This is a genomic window from Marinoscillum sp. (genome assembly GCF_040222955.1).
Classification (GTDB): domain Bacteria; phylum Bacteroidota; class Bacteroidia; order Cytophagales; family Cyclobacteriaceae; genus Marinoscillum.
In genome coordinates, this window is sequence record NZ_JAVKCA010000007.1 from 92,756 (window position 1) to 110,407 (window position 17,652).

Annotated in this window: 17 protein-coding genes; 4 read left to right on the forward strand and 13 right to left on the reverse strand. The window is 45.3% G+C overall.

From position 1 onward, the window contains the following. Positions 1-395: 395 nt before the first annotated feature. Positions 396-1,046: a response regulator gene (locus RIH33_RS02430; protein ID WP_406653433.1), complete on the reverse strand. Its 651-nt coding sequence runs from the start codon at positions 1,044-1,046 to the stop codon at positions 396-398. 111 nt (positions 1,047-1,157) lie between these two features. Further along, on the reverse strand, positions 1,158-1,997 hold the full coding sequence (locus tag RIH33_RS02435) for a S1 RNA-binding domain-containing protein (protein ID WP_406653435.1): 840 nt from the start codon (positions 1,995-1,997) through the stop codon (positions 1,158-1,160). 80 nt (positions 1,998-2,077) lie between these two features. On the opposite strand from RIH33_RS02435, the gene RIH33_RS02440 reads away from it, so the two are divergent. Then, positions 2,078-2,515 carry a peptidylprolyl isomerase gene (locus tag RIH33_RS02440; protein ID WP_406653436.1) on the forward strand — a complete coding sequence of 146 codons (438 nt, stop codon included), beginning with the start codon at positions 2,078-2,080 and terminating at the stop codon, positions 2,513-2,515. Between the two features lie 48 nt (positions 2,516-2,563). Here RIH33_RS02440 and RIH33_RS02445 read toward each other — a convergent pair whose 3' ends face one another. The 5 genes from RIH33_RS02445 to RIH33_RS02465 all read right to left on the reverse strand — a co-directional run bounded on the left by RIH33_RS02445 (position 2,564) and on the right by RIH33_RS02465 (position 7,088). Then, positions 2,564-3,775, reverse strand: a complete 1,212-nt coding sequence (locus tag RIH33_RS02445) for a hypothetical protein (RefSeq protein WP_406653437.1) — start codon at positions 3,773-3,775, stop codon at positions 2,564-2,566. After that, on the reverse strand, positions 3,772-4,776 hold the full coding sequence (locus RIH33_RS02450; protein ID WP_406653438.1) for an HlyD family secretion protein: 1,005 nt from the start codon (positions 4,774-4,776) through the stop codon (positions 3,772-3,774). Before RIH33_RS02450 ends, RIH33_RS02445 begins: the two co-directional genes overlap by 4 nt. Positions 4,777-4,781: 5 nt before the next feature. Further along, the gene (locus tag RIH33_RS02455; protein WP_406653439.1) at positions 4,782-5,462 is read right to left on the reverse strand and encodes a DUF4956 domain-containing protein; all 681 of its coding nucleotides are present in this window, start codon (positions 5,460-5,462) and stop codon (positions 4,782-4,784) included. A 176-nt stretch (positions 5,463-5,638) separates the two neighbouring features. Continuing rightward, positions 5,639-6,643 carry an alpha/beta hydrolase gene (locus RIH33_RS02460; protein ID WP_406653440.1) on the reverse strand — a complete coding sequence of 335 codons (1,005 nt, stop codon included), beginning with the start codon at positions 6,641-6,643 and terminating at the stop codon, positions 5,639-5,641. A 34-nt stretch (positions 6,644-6,677) separates the two neighbouring features. Then, complete coding sequence (locus RIH33_RS02465; protein ID WP_406653441.1) at positions 6,678-7,088, reverse strand: ubiquinol-cytochrome c reductase iron-sulfur subunit; 411 nt, start codon at positions 7,086-7,088, stop codon at positions 6,678-6,680. Positions 7,089-7,268: 180 nt separating this feature from the next. Here RIH33_RS02465 and typA point away from each other — a divergent pair, with 180 nt between their 5' ends. Beyond that, positions 7,269-9,047, forward strand: coding sequence for a translational GTPase TypA (typA, locus tag RIH33_RS02470; protein WP_406653442.1), 1,779 nt, complete (start codon positions 7,269-7,271; stop codon positions 9,045-9,047). Positions 9,048-9,123: 76 nt separating this feature from the next. On the opposite strand, the gene RIH33_RS02475 is transcribed toward typA, so the two are convergent. Both RIH33_RS02475 and RIH33_RS02480 read right to left on the reverse strand, forming a co-directional pair. Beyond that, positions 9,124-9,600 (reverse strand): DUF6495 family protein, encoded by a 477-nt coding sequence (locus tag RIH33_RS02475; protein ID WP_406653443.1) that lies wholly within the window; start codon positions 9,598-9,600, stop codon positions 9,124-9,126. Positions 9,601-9,605: 5 nt separating this feature from the next. Continuing rightward, entirely contained in the window at positions 9,606-10,028 is a 423-nt protein-coding gene (locus RIH33_RS02480) for a VOC family protein (protein WP_406653445.1), read from the reverse strand. A gap of 137 nt (positions 10,029-10,165) precedes the next feature. On the opposite strand from RIH33_RS02480, the gene RIH33_RS02485 reads away from it, so the two are divergent. Continuing rightward, a complete protein-coding gene (locus RIH33_RS02485; protein ID WP_406653446.1) occupies positions 10,166-11,416 on the forward strand; it encodes a hypothetical protein in 1,251 nt (416 codons plus the stop codon). On the opposite strand, the gene RIH33_RS02490 is transcribed toward RIH33_RS02485, so the two are convergent. The 4 genes from RIH33_RS02490 to RIH33_RS02505 all read right to left on the reverse strand — a co-directional run bounded on the left by RIH33_RS02490 (position 11,393) and on the right by RIH33_RS02505 (position 16,624). Next, on the reverse strand, positions 11,393-12,859 hold the full coding sequence (locus RIH33_RS02490) for a TolC family protein (RefSeq protein ID WP_406653447.1): 1,467 nt from the start codon (positions 12,857-12,859) through the stop codon (positions 11,393-11,395). The two genes, RIH33_RS02485 and RIH33_RS02490, sit on opposite strands and share 24 nt — an antisense overlap. After that, complete coding sequence (locus RIH33_RS02495; protein ID WP_406653448.1) at positions 12,852-14,189, reverse strand: ABC transporter permease; 1,338 nt, start codon at positions 14,187-14,189, stop codon at positions 12,852-12,854. Before RIH33_RS02495 ends, RIH33_RS02490 begins: the two co-directional genes overlap by 8 nt. Further along, positions 14,189-15,532: an efflux RND transporter periplasmic adaptor subunit gene (locus RIH33_RS02500; RefSeq protein ID WP_406653450.1), complete on the reverse strand. Its 1,344-nt coding sequence runs from the start codon at positions 15,530-15,532 to the stop codon at positions 14,189-14,191. Before RIH33_RS02500 ends, RIH33_RS02495 begins: the two co-directional genes overlap by 1 nt. A 153-nt stretch (positions 15,533-15,685) precedes the next feature. Beyond that, positions 15,686-16,624, reverse strand: coding sequence for an aldose 1-epimerase (locus RIH33_RS02505; protein WP_406653451.1), 939 nt, complete (start codon positions 16,622-16,624; stop codon positions 15,686-15,688). Between the two features lie 117 nt (positions 16,625-16,741). On the opposite strand from RIH33_RS02505, the gene RIH33_RS02510 reads away from it, so the two are divergent. After that, on the forward strand, positions 16,742-17,560 hold the full coding sequence (locus tag RIH33_RS02510; RefSeq protein WP_406653452.1) for a hypothetical protein: 819 nt from the start codon (positions 16,742-16,744) through the stop codon (positions 17,558-17,560). The last annotated feature ends 92 nt before the right edge of the window (positions 17,561-17,652 follow it).

The window sequence follows — 17,652 nt, forward strand, 5'->3', positions numbered from 1 at the left end:
TAACTTAAAAATCGATGATCACATTGCAACAAGTCTAGGATGGGATCAATTTCAGGGAAATTTTCGCCAAGAATGAACATTCGGGCCTGACCACCGAACTGTTTTCCTTTGTACAGCCCCATCGAACTTAAATAATCAAATGTTCGATGGCTATCCCTCAACCATATTAAGTCACAGGTCTCCTCAGAAACTTTCAAGTTGCTCACCATCATATCTACCTCAGTGAGACTAGATGAGATAAGAACTATTTCTGTATTCCGAATAAGATCACGTTTTCCGACCATCCTTTTTAATGCTAGTGATACAAATGTATTTAGCCTCAAAAAGAAATTTTAGGGTGTTATCCTGATTGTGAAAAAATAGGTGAATTGCCTATAAATCAAAGCGCTGAAGAATCAAATGATGCCTTTTTCAATGGCATATATAGCCAGGCCTGCCATGGTCTTGCACCCCGTCTTTTCAAGAATGTTGCGCTTATGTGCTTCCACGGTTCTCACACTAATAAATAGCATGTCAGCAATCACCTGGTTGGAGTGTTCCTCCATTATCAGCTTTACAATCTCTTTTTCTCGTTTGGTAAGGGTTACTTCCAAGGATATACGCTGTGTAGCGGGCTTCCGGCCTGCCAACTGCCCCATGATGATGTCATATACTTCACGGGAATAATAGTTATCTCCCGCACTAATGGCCTTGATGGCTTTGAGGATCTCTTCTTTTGGACTATTCTTCAACACATAACCCTTGGCGCCCAGGCTGATCATTTTTTTGATCTGGGAAACCTCATTAATCATGGAAACCACCAGAACGTCCTGTTCAATCTGCTGCTCCTGAAGAGCAGTCAAAAACTCCATTCCGTTCATATCGGGCATGGCCATATCCGTTATAATCAGATCAAAGGTTTTTTCTTTTAATTTCTGAAGGGCTTCCTGTCCATTATTGGCTTCATCCAGAATTTCGATTTCTTCATTTGTGGAAAAATATAGCCGGATGGCATCTCTGATCATGGGATGATCATCTATCAGCAGGATGTTAATCTTGTTTTTCATTTGGCGGTGTTCTTTCGTATCAGCGGCAGTGAGGGCTCCCAAGCCCACCTGATCTCTGACAATTATGTTAGTAAACTCTACTCACCAAATAATGTTTTAAACAGATTTTACCTACTTCAGGGTAACTCCCTTGTCATCAAGGGTTACGAGGCGCTTTTTATAGAGTGTACCCAGTGCTTTTTTGAAATTTTTCTTACTCATTTGGAGCAGACGTTTGATTTCTTCAGGTTCGCTCTTATCATGAAGAGGCAGGAAGCCATCGCTTTTTTTCAGCACCTCAAAAAGTTTCTCAGCATTGGGCTCAATACTTTCATGCCCAGTGCGCTCCAACACCAGGTCTATCTTATTGTCGGGCCTTATTTGCTTCACAAAAGCTGATGTGAGGTCTCCCGGTTGGATGTCCTTAAATATCTGATTTTTATAAACCAGGCCTTTGTATTTCCCATTCACGATGCACTGAAAGCCAAGGTCTGTGTCATTGCCTACCAGTATCTGTACTTCCTCACCTTCTTCCAGTTCAATATGATCGTGTTCCACAAACTTATTGAGGTGTGTGGAACCTACCAAGCGATCGGTGACATTGTCCAGGTACATATAAACCAGATAGGACTTACCCACATCCATCCTCTCCAATTGTTCCTTGAAGGGCACCAACAGGTCCTTCTCCAACCCCCAATCCATAAAAGTACCAAAGGAAGTGGCGTCCTTTACTTTCAAATAGGCAAACTCCCCACGCATGATATTTGGAGTCAGGGTGGTAGCAATCAAGCGATCTTCAGAGTCTGTATAGATAAAAACATCTATAAAGTCCCCTATTTTCAGTCCTTCGGGAATGTACTTGTTCGGCAAGAGTATCTCTTCGACACTATCCCCGAGGTACAGCCCCTGTTCAGTGGATTTTAAAACCTCGAGGCTATTGATTCTGCCTATTTCGACTAGTGGTAATGACATTGTGCACCTTATTAAGCCACAAAGGTATTCTATTTAATGAGCCTCGTTTACCTTTGCGGCGTTCATAAATAACCATACCAATGAAAAAAGCAGAAATACATACCAAAAAGGGTGTGATGAAAATCAATTTCTTTGAAAAAGACGCTCCGAAAGCTGTAGCTAACTTTATCTCTTTAGCAGAGAAAGGGTTCTATGACGGATTGACATTTCATCGCGTGATACCTGATTTCGTGATCCAGGGTGGTTGCCCTAAAGGAACCGGAGCAGGCGGGCCAGGATATACCATTGATTGTGAGTTGGATGGTGACAATCAGTATCACGACCGGGGTGTACTTTCTATGGCACATGCAGGCCGAAATACCGGTGGCTCACAGTTTTTCATTTGCCATAGCCGAAAAAACACTGCCCATCTGGATAGGAATCACACCGTATTTGGAAAAGTGGTTGAAGGTTTGGAAGTAATTGATGCCATCAGAGAAGATGATGTGATGGAGAAAGTGGTGATCACTGAAGCATAATATGGCATTTCTGATTGACGGATATACCCTTCCGTCAATCAGTTGCTTCTATTTTAACTCAAAAGACACCTCTCCTACCGACAAATAATTGATCAGTGGCGTCTCGGCCAGCTTACCCTTGAGGTGCAAAAGTCGGATATAGTTCATTCGAAGTGATGATTCGTAGTTCAGGGATTTTTCGCTCATGAAATATTCCAGCTCTGATAATTTAATGTAAGTATCCAGGTCGCCTGATATTTCACTATTCAGTTGGCGGTACTCATTCAGCTTCTCAGATCGCTCCTTCAGTAGCTGGAGTTGCAAATAGGAGGTTCCCATCTCAGAGAGGATGTTGTTCACCCGGTCTTTCTCCACACTCACAGACGTCTGTAGCTCCACCTGATCGTCTATCAATGCCAGCTTCTTGCGCTCCAGTTGTGGTTTATCGGAGTTAAAAATGGGAATGGTCAAACCCACCTGAAACCCCAGATGGTCTGCCGGTAGGTCTCCGCGATCAAGGTCATACTCGCCTTGAATGAAACCAAGGTTACTGAAAGCTTCCGCACGATCAATTTTTAGCAGTTGTTCCTTCAGGGCTAAAGATCGCCGGGCCTGATCATGCAGTATCCCGTTTGACCATTCTATTTCTTGTGCGCGTTGCCATATAGAGTCTACCGGGATGATGTCAAAACTTCCCCAGTCCAAATTCTGCACACCTGAGGTAGAAACAGATGACATCACCAATTCAATTTTGTGATCAATATCGATGCCTTCAAGCCCCAGTTTAGTCAGAGACTCTTCCACATCGATCAGGTCGTTTAGCGATCCCTGAGCCCCCAGCAGCAGCTCTGATTGGCTCTGAAGTTCATTTTGACGCATATCCAGCAGACCACTTTTTCCACTGAGAAAGGCATGTTCCAGAAGGATTTCATACCTGCGCAACATTACGTCGTTGAGGACTTCCCGCTTTTCTGCACCAAACTGCTGATCCACCAATCGTTTATAGTCCCTGTTGGCTTTAATCTCCAGGGGATTGATAAGGCCCAATCGCATTCTATACTCTTCTATACCGATCTGTGATCCGGAGGAACGCACCCTAAAATCCAGGTCCCGCAACCATGGTGAACCAAACTTGTGATCAGAGAGGAAGTCCTCCGTCATTTGGACGATTATATATTCCTCATCTGTAATCGGAGCGCTCAGGAATTCCATTTGCCCCTGACCGAGACTAGTCAACGCAGTGGTCAACGCGAGACCAAACATGAAAACCGCTCTTTTCATGGGGCTATAGATGTCTGAGGATACACAAACACCTTCTCGCCATTCAGAAAGCTATTATCTGTTGGGATGCTGATGAAGATCTCCTGGCCGTAACTCACGGCATTGGCCGTTGGCGACTGAATTTTGCCAGGATATGCCGTAATGCGAGCTCCAAGCTCCTTTACATACCCGGTAATGCTATACAGCCGGTTTTCAGAAACCACCTTCACCGTATCTCCAGGCTTCACCATGGAAGTAAAGCGCTCATTGATATAGGCTTTGATAATAGACGGATGAGATTCATAGATTGACAAAAGTGTCTTAAACGCTGGCACAAGCTCATCCAAATGCACATCAAGCGTTCCCACAATTCCCTGAAACTTAGCCACCTTCACCAGTGTGTTCCTTTCATCGTAAAGCGCCTGAAGTTCTTTTTCGATCAACTCAATCTCCTTCTTCTGAATTTCCAAACGTTCGTTTAGCTGCAACCGCTGACGCTGTATCTCCTGGGCATAGTATCGCTTCAAGTCAGATATTTCTGTTTCGATGGCTTTCAACTGAATGATTTTCAACGAGTCTGCCGTAGTGGAAAGCACCCCTCCTGAAAGCTGTTGGCGGATACGGGTTTGTTGGTTCAGCTCTGTCTGGAGCTCACTGCGCTCAGCTATTAGTCGGTTGATTTTACCCTCTCTTTCCAGGGTCAAAAGCTCTTTTTTACTCAAAAAGTCTTGATTTGCCTGAACAATTCCTGAAATCATGCGTTCCTGCTCGTTGGTCTTTTTTTCAATATCGAGATTAAGGTCCGGCCGGGATACCACCACCAGGGTGTCTCCCACGTTGACCTCCTGCCCGGGAATCACATAGATTCGCTCAATAATTACCGGTTTCTGATAGCTTACTGCAGTCACCTGCGACTCTACCACAGCCACCAACGCTTCTGTCCTGCTTTTATACCTCAATGAAATGATTGCCAGGGAGACTCCCAATGCAATCCAGATCAATACAAACAATTTTTTACTCATGTAACTTAAAGTTGTTCAGGGATTGGTTTCTTGATTATTCGCACATCGGAAATTCCCTCGAGAGATTGGAGATATTCGAAAATCTCTAAAATATGGGCTTCATCCTCAAGAAAGATGAGGTATTCGTAGCGGTTGTTCAGCTCCGTACGCTTTCGCAACTCCAGTTCGTCAAACGACTTGCTCCTGGCCATCAAATAGGCTTTGACTTCCTGAATCAGCTCATGATCGGAAGACTGGCAAATCACCTCAAACCTGTGACTCATCTTCCCCCCAGCTGGTGACCAATACAGAAGCAAGGCGGTAATGCAGAAAATAATGGTGCCGGCAATGGCCACAGCGTACCCATACACTCCGGATGCAATCCCTACGGAGAGTGCGGCAAAAATGAAAATAACATTTCTCGGGTTTTGAATATTGGTACGGAAACGGATAATCGCTACCGCTCCTATTATGCCAAATCCCACCGCGAGGTTGTTGCCCACCGCCATCATGATCATGGAGGTGACCAGTGCACTTAAAACCATCGCCTGAAAAAAGCTTTTGGAATAGAACTCATCACCATTTGTAAATCTGTAGATGTAGGCAATGGAGGTACTGAGTACCAGGGCGAGTAAGAGGGAAAAAATGGCCACCTCAAATGAAGGATAGTCATAATATTGATTGCCTTCAAGGAACTTGTCAAACATTTAATTTGGTGAAAATTTAATTTGAGTTAATAAAACGGTAATATAAGATAATATTGAAGTAATCTGAAAATGCAGTCAAGCATCAGGAATTCTATCAATGACAAAAGGGGATCACCTGAATAAACCGGGAGGTTGCGGCGGGGTTAAAAGTCAACCTAATATGACAACGGATCAACTCACATCATAGGATTCAACTTTAGAATCTGCTCAGCAAATCGGGCGGTGGAGTCCTGCACCTGCTGTACACTCCGGCCTTTCAAAGGATTGGCAATCACATGCTCTCCTGCATCCGGAAAGGTTACTACCATCCTCTGTAACTCTGGTGTGGCTGTCTGCGAAACAAACGAGCGAATCGCCTCGGTGGAGATGGTTCCATCCTGCTCCGTTTCATTCTTATAATAATACCCTACAAAATAGGGTTGAGTAATTGCCTTAAACACCTCTGGAGTCATGGTCTGGTCTAATAATGACTGTAGGGCTATAAGCCCCTCGGTTCGATAGGTCCTTGTCCAGTATTTTTGTGCATCACCATCCTCATCCGGAGCATTGGGATTCCAATATGGCCCCACCACCCATTGTATGATCTGGCTACCCCAGGGTCCCGTCACGAGTTGAGCGGTCGGGTCCTTCAATGCAATATTTGGAGAGTACATGATCAAAGCGTCAATCAGCTCCTTGTTTTCGCCCGCCAGATAAATAGCCAATGTACTACCGGTACTACATGACATCACGATGACATCCTCTCCTATCAGCTGGCCAATGGCAATGGCCTCCTTGGCATCCCGGATGAGATCATTGGGCTGAAGGTCAGCAAAGGACTCAATGCTCTTGCGCCCATGGCCGGCCAGCAGCGGAAGGTAAATATTGAATCCAAACGCTTTGGCAAAATTCAAATGCGTCGGGTTGGACTCCATCGGGCTGGCGGAGAAGCCGTGTAAGTAAACCACACTATACCTCGTCTTCCTAACACTATCCGCCCATACTATCAGGGATTCATTACCTGGTTTCAAGTCAGGAATATTAAGGTCTTTTCCCTTAACATAGCGATCCAGACTATCCAACGAAATATCCATCAGCTCAATATTTGGAGCTTCCAACTCATCAAACTGCGGTCTCGGCCCAAAGAAATAGATGAAAAAAAGGACCAGGGGGAAGATCAGGATTTTCAGCAAGCGTTTCATACATTGGCAGTGTTATCCCCGCAAGATAAGTCACCTATCCCAATGTGAGCGTATCATCGTCTCTTGTCACGGATATTCTCGTAAGTGGCCTTGACGCAGGGCCGTTGGTAACATTGCCTGAGGTATCGAACCTGGAGCCATGGCAGCCGCATAAGAACTCACCACTAAAACTCCAATCGGTAGAGCAACCTTCATGCGTACAGACACTGGAAAAGGCACTAATAGTACCCCCAACATTCACCAGCAGGATTTTTTGGGTGGGATGTAGCACCCATCCCCCGGGAGACTTGAGGCTGGAGAACGGAGAAGCGTTTAAGTCTATGGTGGTTTTAGTTGAACCGCTGGGTTTTGGTTCGTCATCAGATGAGCAACTTTCGATGGTCAGCCCAAAACTGGCCAGTACGGTCACCAAACTGGCTTTCTTTAAAAATGCTCTTTTATCCATCGTTAAATATAGTTTGTTGGAAACTTAGTTTTAGAACAAGCATGTCAAATGCATCACCTTATTTATTTATCTCAAATCTTCCAAATGGTTGATGCCTCGCGAAAGATTAACGAATTCTTTTTACCGGAACTCACATATTTGAGGTAATACCTATTATTTTTGCGCTCTTTTAGACAACGCATGACAAATATTAGAAATATCGCCATCATCGCACACGTTGACCATGGCAAAACCACATTGGTAGACAAGATCATCTACGCGGCTCAGGCAAATGACGCGAAAAGATCTCAGGACAACAATGAACTCATCCTGGATTCCAATGATCTTGAAAGAGAGCGTGGGATCACGATTCTTTCAAAAAACGTATCCATTAACTACAAAGGAACGAAAATCAACATCATTGACACTCCTGGTCACGCCGACTTTGGCGGTGAGGTAGAGCGTGTTTTGAGTATGGCTGATGGTGTGCTTTTGCTCGTGGATGCTTTTGAAGGGGCTATGCCTCAAACACGATTCGTATTGGGCAAAGCCTTGGGGCTTGGATTGAAGCCTATCGTGGTAGTCAACAAAGTGGATAAGGAAAACTGTCGTCCTGACGAGGTGCATGAGGAAGTATTCGACCTGATGTTTAACCTGGATGCTACAGAAGATCAGTTGGACTTCCCTACCCTTTATGGTTCTTCCAAGCATGGTTGGATGAGTCATGACTGGAAAAATCCTACAGATAACCTGGAGCCTCTTTTGGATACCATCCTGAAAGAAATTCCTGCTCCGGAGCAGAAAGAAGGTGTCTTGAGAATGAAAATTACTTCGCTTGATTTTTCTGCTTTCACCGGTAGAATTGCCATTGGAAGAATCCACCAGGGATCAATCAAAGTGGGACAAAGCCTTGGCCTCACAAAAAGCGACGATACCATCAAAAGGGTCAGAATCAAAGAACTTCACGTTTTTGAAGGACTGGGCAAACGAAGCGTTCAGGAAGTTGGGTGTGGCGACATCTGTGCTGTGACTGGTATTGAGAGCTTTGATATAGGAGATACCATCACCGATTTTGACAATCCGGAACCGCTGGAGCGTGTAGGTGTGGATGAGCCAACCATGAACATGCTCTTCACCATTAACAACTCTCCTTTCTTCGGTAAGGAAGGCAAGTTTGTCACCTCAAGACACTTGAGAGACAGACTGATGAAAGAAATAGAGAAAAACCTGGCTTTGAGAGTAGAGTCTACGGACAGTGAGGATAAATTCCTGGTGTATGGTAGAGGTGTACTTCACTTGTCAGTACTTATAGAAACCATGAGACGTGAAGGCTACGAGCTTCAGGTTGGTCAGCCTCAGGTGATTTTCAAAGAAATAGACGGTCAAAAACACGAGCCTATCGAGCATTTGGTTATCGACGTGCCCGAAGATGTATCAGGGAAGGCCATCGAGCTGGTCACCAAAAGAAAAGGTGAACTGACCATCATGGAACCAAAAGGTGACATTCAGCACCTTGAATTCAATATCCCGGCCCGTGGCTTGATCGGATTGAGAAATCAGGTACTGACAGCTACTGCTGGTGAGGCGGTGATGACACACAGGTTCAATGGATACGAGCCTTACAAAGGTGAAATACCGGAGCGTTTGAATGGCTCACTTGTTTCAATGGAAACAGGCCCCGGTACTGCGTATGCAATCGATAAGCTACAGGACAGAGGAATGTTTTTCGTTGCTCCCGGAGATGAGCTGTATGTAGGTCAGGTGATCGGAGAGCACTCACGTGCCAATGACCTGGCAGTGAATGTGCAGAAAGGAAAGCAGCTAACCAACATGCGTAAGTCAGGTACTGACGCCAGCATGAAAATTGCTCCACCGAAGAAATTCTCATTGGAAGAGGCCCTGGAATACATCAACAAAGACGAATATGTGGAAGTGACTCCATTGTCTTTGAGAATGAGAAAGATCAACTTCAAACCATAAGGAACTTCATTAAGATTCGATATAAACATAAGGGCGTTCAAATGAACGCCCTTCTTTGTTTATGCCCGGATGCAATCTACTTATTCATAGCCATCAACAGCGCCTTAAACACCCGACCATCCGAAATGGAGCACCCTGCCTGAATCATCTCAAAGAGTTCCAATTCTCTCACCTTGGAGTACGGCTTTTCGGTGGTGTAGACTTTTACTCCCCCTGGAGGATTTTGGGCTGCAGTTTCCAGGTATTCGTTCTCAGTAAAATCTACCTCCCGATTTTCGCTCATCATTCCCACCAAAATGATTTTTTCTTCCAGGCACTGAAAGGCTTTGAGGTCAGACTTTTCCCTGAACTCCAGGAACTTCACCTTTCGCATCACGCCTTCAAAAACCACGTCGCTGAATAAGACAATGATGTCTTCAGCCTTGTCCTTTTCCTCGTCCTTGATCTTTACCCAATCATCAGCCGTTATGCCATTCACGATCAGGTAATCAACAAATTCCTTCTCTAGCCCGCCCAGCTCATCTTGAGTAAGCGCTCTGTATTTTGGATTCACTGGCATTATTTGGCAAAAATCTGGTTCATATCTTTAAATGCTTTAAACTCCAATGCGTTACCGGAAGGATCCTTGAAAAACATAGTTGCCTGCTCCCCCACTTCACCTTTGAACCGCACATACGGCTCGATGACAAATTCCACTCCTCTGGACTTTAGCCTGGCGGCCAGGTCCTCCCAGTCACTCATTTCCAAGACCACACCAAAATGGGGAACCGGCACATCATGACCATCCACCGGATTGTGATGAGACTCATGCCGCTCTTTGGGCTTGAGGTGGATCACAAACTGGTGTCCAAACAAATTGAAATCTACCCAATGATCGGAGCTGCGCCCTTCAGGGCACCCCAGTATATCCCGATAAAAGGCACGTGTCTCTTTCAGGTCATAGACGGGCACTGCCAGATGAAATGGTGTCAATGAAGCCATAATGTAAATTTGGTCTGCAAAACTAACCCTCACCTTTCAAATGCCTAATTATCAGCTTATATTTCTCTCGGCACGCTTATCACAATTGCGATGGGGATGTTGCCACTCATTGGTCCTATCTACAAACCAACCTTACCATGCGTCATTTTGTATTGATATTTCTCATCCTGTGCTCCCAGCTGTCCTTTGGACAAATGGATAGTTTACGTACCTATTACCAACTGAGCGTAGAGGCCTACAAAGCCGGTGAATACATTGCTTTCTTGAAATATACTGTTCGAGCCAATGAAATCAGGCCGAACCATCCAGCCCTTGCCTATAACCTGGCATCGGCCTATGCGATAAATGCTCAGAAGGAAGAGGCTGTAAATGCTTTAAGCGCTTTTCTCAGAATGAACGCCAGCCTGGATTACCAACAAGACACTGATTTTGACTCGTTGAAAGGGTATGAACCCTACGAGAAGCTGTCGGAACAAGTGGCCGAATCCACCAAGAAGATGATCAATTATGCCCTGGGGTTCAGTTTGAGCCAAAAGAAAGATCATTATGAGTCCATAACGTATGATGAAAACTCGGGAGCCTTTTTTCTTGGCACCATCAACACCCGACGAATCTTGCGGTACGAAAATGGTATCGCCAAAGAATTCCTGGCTGATGAACCCCGGCTCTATTCCGTCATGGGATTAGACATAGATCGTCGATCTAACATGCTTTGGGTTTGCAGTGCGGCCCTCCCGGAAATGCAGGGCTACGCGGATACGCTCCAAAATATGTCGTCAGTTTTTGGCATTGACCTCACTACAGGAATGGTGAAATTTTCCTACCTGATACCCGAGGCTACCCTGGGAGACCTGATCAGTATAGACAATGGTACTGCACTGGCGACAGATGGTGCAGGTAACAAAATTTACGAACTGCGACCAGACGGTTATAGCGTGTTTGCTGACCTGAGTGGTACACTGCTGAACCTTCAGGGGTTATCAAAATCTGGAGACCAACTTCTCATTTCGGATTACCTGACAGGTCTTTATTCACTCGATTTGAAATCAAAATCTCTGAAGAAATTCAGTGCTAATAACCTCTACTCTGAAAAGGGTACGGACGGACTTTTGTCTTATCAGGACCACATCATCAGCTTCCAGAATGGTACCCAACCCAAGCGGGTTGCTTGCATCAGGTTCGATAAGCATAAGGTTGAGCAAATCAAAATTATTGAGCAAAACAGCTCTCTTAAAGGCGAACCCACGCAGGGACTTATTGTTGGAGATACGCTTTATTACCTGGCTACCAGTGCATGGGATGCCTACGAAGAGGGGAAATACCAATCTGGCTCAGCCACAGATCTCGAAATCAGAAAACTGAACCTAGTCAAGTTCCTGATAAAGTAACTCATCATTCAAAAAGTCATAGAGTGTCAACCTTCTCAGGTCAAAATAGGCGGCCCAGAAAGACCTCAACGCGCCAATGTAACTCCTTCTGGCATTGTCCTTTTCTGTCAGGGCAATGTTCAGGTTGGTAATGTCGATTTTACCAATCAGGTACCTGTTTTGAGCTACCTCATATCGTTCCTGAGCCACCTCATCTGACTTTTTGGTGATTTCCACCTGTAGCCTGATCACATCCATTCTGCTCACCAGGGTAATAATTTCCTGCTCGAAGTTCTGGATTTCCTGATCCAGCGTATACTGCGTCAACTCCTGATTGGCCAAAGCGGTTTGCACCCGCGACTTGCTCCTGCCCCAATCGAGTATCGGTACACTGAGGGTCAGGTTTACCCGCTGCTGATCATTCGGATTGTTGTAGGTCTGTGGAAGGTCTCCTGCGGCATTGTTCAATCCAAATGAAGCTACCAGGTTGGTTTGAAACCGCTGGGCCCTGGCACTGGCCACATCTCTGTCGGCTTCAGCTCTCCTTCGCTCAAACTCAATATAATCCGCCCGATTTTGCTTAGCATAGGTCAAAGCTTTGTCCAGCTCTATGGAAAACTCAGGAAGCTCCTCTGGGATCAATAACTCCAACTTGCTGGCAGTGGAGTCCTGTACCCCTATGTACCTTCTCAGTGCGAGCCGGGAGGTCTGTAGATCAAGATTGGCCTGAGCTACGTCTTGTTTGGAGCGTAACAGCTGTAGTTCTACCTGAAGCAGCTTGTCCTTGGAGGTGGTGCCGATGTTGTATCTTCCCTGCTCAATATTGAAAATGGTGTCATTATTCGCCAGGTTAAACTGTGCAATTTGCAGATTGATTTGGGCATCCATATAATCAAAATACAGATTGGTCGATTGCAGCGAAATAAACTCCATTTCCTCTACATAGGATCGTTTAGACTCTTCATACCTGAGCGGTTCGGTACGTTTGTCCCATTTCAGCTGATTGAACCCAAAGACCGGCTGCACCAGTTGAATATTGAATAATGTGGTGTTGTAGATGGGGTTGATCGTGGACGAACTGGCATTGAGGTCATTGAACTGATTCAGATTACTATTGATGCTAATCTCTCCTCCTGTAACCGAAATAGGCTGGATTAGCCCCAAATTGAGACTGGAAGAGAGCTGCTCACGGCTCCTGTAAGCAAACGTACCGTCATCCTGCGAAACCTGGAAAAAATCCCTGTTGTAGCCCGGAAGATTACCTGTCAGGTTGAGTGAAGGATTATAATCTGATTTAAAACTTCGGTATTGCCAATAAAGGTTCTTCTTTCTGGTTTCGGCCGCTTTGGCTGACGGTGATTGCTCTTTTGCCAGATCAATCACATCGACAAGAGAAAGCCTGATTTGGCCTGACGCATTAAACGACAGGCTCAGTATCAGGAGCAAAAAGGCGATTTTATTCATATCTAAGGGAGTCAATAGGGTTTTGAGAAGCGGCTCTTCGGGCAGGGGCTATTCCGAAAATAAGCCCCACCGCCGCAGCAACACCAAAGGATAAAACAATGGATGAAAAGGTGATCACTGTCGGAATATCTGCAAATGCACTTACCATAATTGCGATACTTACACCGAGAATAACCCCAATGAGGCCACCCGACACACTGATCATCATGGCTTCAAACAGAAACTGATTGATGATGTCAAACTTCTTGGCACCGAGCGACAACCGCAGTCCAATCTCCTTGATCCGTTCGAGTACGGAGGCCAGCATAATGTTCATGATGCCAATACCTCCTACGAGCAAAGATATTCCGGCAATGGCACCCAAAACGTAGTTGAAAATGTCGTTGGTTCGCTGCTGCTGCTTCAGGAGAAGCTCAGGAATCTCTATTTCAAAATCCACCACACTATAGTGTTTGCGTTGGAGCATTCTGCTAATTACATCGGCAGTGGCGCCAATCTTGGCGGTCTCATCCACCTGCACCACCAGCCGGTCCAGTTGGTGGTAGTTGGGATCCTGATTCTTTGTGGCTTCCTCGTCATCACTATCGTTGGAGTTGGCCCTGCGGAGCATCTCGGTAGTTACCAGTGCGCGGTTTTTGTATCTAATGAGCATGGTCTGCAAAGGAACATACACATCCATGTTGTAATCTCTGATGCCCAGGTTGGAGATACTGTTTTTACTGATCAGCCTTTCCTTGAGTATCCCGATTACTTTGAGCCAGTTGTTTCCACACTTGATATACTTACCTATGGGATCTTCCGTTGGGAAAAATTTAGCTTTTATCGATTTACCAATAATGCACACGGGCTCTCCGCTGATGAGGTGGCGCTCTGCGAACATATCCCCTTTGTCCAACTCAAAATTGAAGATTTGAAAGTAGGCCGGCTCCACTCCTACCAGTTTGGCTGTTCGCCTGAACCCATTGTTGATAATGTAGGTATCCAGCGTAATTTCCGGGCTAATGATGCTTACACCAGGCACCACTTTCCGAATGGCCTCAGTATCCTTTGAGCTGAGCCCTGGTGAGAATTTCTGGGTTTCTCCTTTGTTATCTTCATCAGTCAACTTTTCCTCGCTCTGAGGTACCACGGGTCTGATGACAATGTTATTCACCCCCACGAGTTTGATCTGATCTAGTATCTCCTGCTGAGCTCCATTGCCGATGGCCAGCATGGCAATCACTGCCGCCACTCCAAAAATGATCCCCAATCCGGTCAAAATGGATCGCATCCTGTTTGCCAATACCGCCTCGATGGCGATATATAGATTCATCAGTAACTTTTGATTCATCAGGCGTTGGGTTTCCTTTTCCTGCTTTGCTCTGGTTCCGGGGCCTTCACCGCAGGGGTCTCCTCCTGTTTTTTGCCTCGCTTGCCGTCCAGCTCAGGGAGTAACGAAACTTGTTCATCTCCCCCGTTAGGTATAGATAGGTAGAGTTGCTGTCCCTCCGAAATACCCAATAAAATCTGCGCGGAGTTGGCATTTGTTTCTCCTACCTGCACTTCTTGCTTTATATACCCCAGGCCTTGTTTCAGATATACATAAGTGATACTGTCCTCCTGATTGTGAAGGCACTCCAAAGGGATGAAAATGGTCTCCGGGATCACATTGGTGAAAATTTTATTACTGGTGGTCATACCAGGACGAAGCGAATCGTCGATCTTGTCTATCTCTATGGTGACCTGAAATACCTTGGCATCTGAGTTAGGTCGCTGTTCACCCACATTCGCCACTCTTTTCACCAGACCGGTCAATCGCTTGTCAGGAAAGGCATCCAGCCCTATATCTACCTTCTGTCCTATGGCTATGCGTCTTATATCCACTTCATTCACATAAGTCACAGAGTTCATAGACGAAAGGTCCGGCAAGGTGGCCACCACGGGATCCCAGGCACTGATTTGGCTCCCTTCCTTGATCGGTTTTCCATCCCAGCCCTTGCGGTAAATGAGCATTCCATCTTCGGGAGCGGTGATAATGAAGTTTTCCTGCAGATCCATCATGCCTTGCAGTTCCAACCTCACTTTTTTTCTGTTGGCGGCTACTTCCTGCATTTTGGCCACATTCTGCTGCCTTTTAATCTCATAGTTTTCCTTGGCCTGCTCAAATGCACGCTTGGCCTTATTGACTTCTATCTCAGCTTGCTTGATGGTGGCTGGTGGCTCAAACTGGGATTGCTCCAGCACCAATCGCTTTTCTTCCACTGCATATTCCAGGTTGATGAGTTCATCCCGTGACTCGCGCATTTGCAAAGTAGTGTCCAGCTGGGTTTGAATGAACTGTGATTCTTTCTCCTCCACCTCCAGTTGGGTATCTTTCACACGTGTGGTGAGCTCCGATGGATCCAGACGGGCGATGTATTGTCCCTTTTTCACGTAAGTACCCTCATCAATAATGTTTTGAATATTGACCTGATAGATCCGGTAGTTTCTCAGCCCCGAAGGCCCCATGATGCTGGTAGAGTTCTTCGCCTCCAACTCACCGGTAGTATTCACATCCACGATAAATTCGCCGATGGTAACTGGAACCATAATGTCGGACGAAATACCCGTGCCTGAACCCCGGAATATGAAAAACAGAATGAGTAGAAAGACGGACGCTCCTCCTACAATAAGAACCCTTTTATTCTTCAGCATGAAACTAGATTTGGTTAGTGATTACAAAACTATACCTTAAGTTTCCCGGAGGGTTACCATTTACACTCGCAAAAAACCATCAGTAAAAAAATTGTCTGTTTGGTATAACGGACAAACCTATTCACAAGTATACGTCGGTTTTCAAAAAGGGGTTTATTGGCCCGTATCAGCCTCCTTTGTGAGCTCTATTTGCACCTCGCAATCATAGGAATCCGAAGGTTCGAGTGTGAGCAGACCTTCTTGATTATTAAATGCATTCACGTTACATGTCATAGGCTCTATGGCAATGGTTTCGCCTCCGTCAGGAGTAAAGAGCTGCAGGTAACTTAGGGAATCCGAGGGTCTGAATAAAATCCTGAGATTCTCAGGCCCTTTGAGTACATAGGTCTTTTCACCTGTCAGCTGGTATGCATTATCCAGAATGTGCTCATTCAGTAGGAAAACAGAATGGGCAAGAGGTTTTCGCTTACCCGTAGGTATGGACGTTCGCCGATCAAGCTCAATCTCCTCCAACTCACCAGCGCTGAATATGTAATCCTTCACGCCCACCCCATCGATTTGAAAGTACGGATGCCAGCCAATACCGAAAGGTAAGCGCTTCTTGCCTGTATTTTTCAGCCGGAACCCCACGCTAAAGCCAGACAGATAATATCGATATGTGACTTCAAACACAAATGCAAATGGATAGTAAGGAAGATTACCTGAATATTCATGCGCCAAAGTAATCGATGCTTCCAAATCTGATTCCCTTGTCTCGGTGACCTTGAATGGTGCATTAAAAAGCATGCCGTGAAGCTGATTATTTACTTCGGGTTCATTGATTGGGAACTGGTAAGACTGCCCATCGAAGTGGTACTGCCCGTCTTTCAGTCTATTGGGAAATGGGAACAGTATAGACTGCTTGAACCATGAATTGCTCTCCAGATCAGAATCTGAGATCGGCCAGAGCACCTCATGAAATTCCCGACCAGCATTCAATTTCATATCTGTCAGCTTAGCTCCATACCACGGAGCTACCGTTAGTAAAACTTTATCGTCATGGGTGATTTGAACCCGTTGTTTAGAGTCGTAGGAAGATTGGATAATTTTCATTTGAGTTGGTTAGTTCCTTTCGGACGGCTAAAATATATCCTCAAATAATTCTATATAGAGAACCAAGACATTATTTTTGATGCCAGTTAAAGAATATTCAATAACCTAAAATCCATTATGAATAAGAAAGTCAACGTTGTGCTGCTTGTTGCGCTAAGTTTTGTGTTTACATATTGTAGCAATGCCAAAAAAGAAGCCGCATCCGAAAAGGCTGCCGAAAAGAAGCAAGAACTGGAGCAATTTGTAGAAGAGCAATTTGAATATCCTTTGCCTACCTCCTTTGAAGTCACAAAAATGCTTCAGGATGCGAATGCATCTTACAACAGTGAAATCACCAATGATGCCGGAAACGTGGATAAATACGTGGCTGAGTGGCAAAAAGCGCTTAACCTGGGTGTCTATGGGGCTGATCTTAGCTATGCCAGTACTTTTGATAAACAGCAGGAGTCAGTGGCTTTCCTCAATGCATCCAGAAGATTGATAGAAGAGTTGAATGTATCAACTGCTTTCAATAAAAGTCTGGCTAACCGCATAGAGGATAACCTTGAAAACAAAGACTCCCTTATCCTGATCATTACTGAATCATTCTACCAGACCTATAATTACCTGAACAAAAGTGGAGATGAAAAAACTTCTCTTCTGGTAGTGGCTGGCAGTGTAATAGAGGGACTTTACATCACTGCTCAGTTGATCGAAGCGAGTGATTACAACTCAGGCCTGATGAATGTACTGGCTGCTCAGAAAGATCAGGTGGGCGATTTGACCACACTTATGGAAGCGCACGCTGAGGATGAAAATGTAAATAAGGTTTTGCCATTCCTCAGATATGTGAACTTGTTTTACGATCAGATAGGTGAAGGTGCTGAAATCAGCAAAGGCCAGTTTGACGATGTATCTGCCAGTATCTCAGAAATGAGAGCCAAGATTGTAGGTTAATACCTTAGTAAATAGACTCTGAAGCCGTCTCAGGTATGTTCAGATCAGTTGAGCACTATTGGAAAGTCTTTTCGCACGAAAGCCCGGTCCGC

Coding starts and splice junctions, on each gene's coding strand:
- RIH33_RS02430 (WP_406653433.1), bottom strand. CDS start 1,046: ATGAAAAACAAGATTAACATCCTGCTGATAGATGATCATCCCATGATC.
- RIH33_RS02435 (WP_406653435.1), bottom strand. CDS start 1,997: ATGTCATTACCACTAGTCGAAATAGGCAGAATCAATAGCCTCGAGGTT.
- RIH33_RS02440 (WP_406653436.1), top strand. CDS start 2,078: ATGAAAAAAGCAGAAATACATACCAAAAAGGGTGTGATGAAAATCAAT.
- RIH33_RS02445 (WP_406653437.1), bottom strand. CDS start 3,775: ATGAAAAGAGCGGTTTTCATGTTTGGTCTCGCGTTGACCACTGCGTTG.
- RIH33_RS02450 (WP_406653438.1), bottom strand. CDS start 4,776: ATGAGTAAAAAATTGTTTGTATTGATCTGGATTGCATTGGGAGTCTCC.
- RIH33_RS02455 (WP_406653439.1), bottom strand. CDS start 5,462: ATGTTTGACAAGTTCCTTGAAGGCAATCAATATTATGACTATCCTTCA.
- RIH33_RS02460 (WP_406653440.1), bottom strand. CDS start 6,643: ATGAAACGCTTGCTGAAAATCCTGATCTTCCCCCTGGTCCTTTTTTTC.
- RIH33_RS02465 (WP_406653441.1), bottom strand. CDS start 7,088: ATGGATAAAAGAGCATTTTTAAAGAAAGCCAGTTTGGTGACCGTACTG.
- typA (WP_406653442.1), top strand. CDS start 7,269: ATGACAAATATTAGAAATATCGCCATCATCGCACACGTTGACCATGGC.
- RIH33_RS02480 (WP_406653445.1), bottom strand. CDS start 10,028: ATGGCTTCATTGACACCATTTCATCTGGCAGTGCCCGTCTATGACCTG.
- RIH33_RS02485 (WP_406653446.1), top strand. CDS start 10,166: ATGCGTCATTTTGTATTGATATTTCTCATCCTGTGCTCCCAGCTGTCC.
- RIH33_RS02490 (WP_406653447.1), bottom strand. CDS start 12,859: ATGAATAAAATCGCCTTTTTGCTCCTGATACTGAGCCTGTCGTTTAAT.
- RIH33_RS02495 (WP_406653448.1), bottom strand. CDS start 14,189: ATGAATCAAAAGTTACTGATGAATCTATATATCGCCATCGAGGCGGTA.
- RIH33_RS02500 (WP_406653450.1), bottom strand. CDS start 15,532: ATGCTGAAGAATAAAAGGGTTCTTATTGTAGGAGGAGCGTCCGTCTTT.
- RIH33_RS02505 (WP_406653451.1), bottom strand. CDS start 16,624: ATGAAAATTATCCAATCTTCCTACGACTCTAAACAACGGGTTCAAATC.
- RIH33_RS02510 (WP_406653452.1), top strand. CDS start 16,742: ATGAATAAGAAAGTCAACGTTGTGCTGCTTGTTGCGCTAAGTTTTGTG.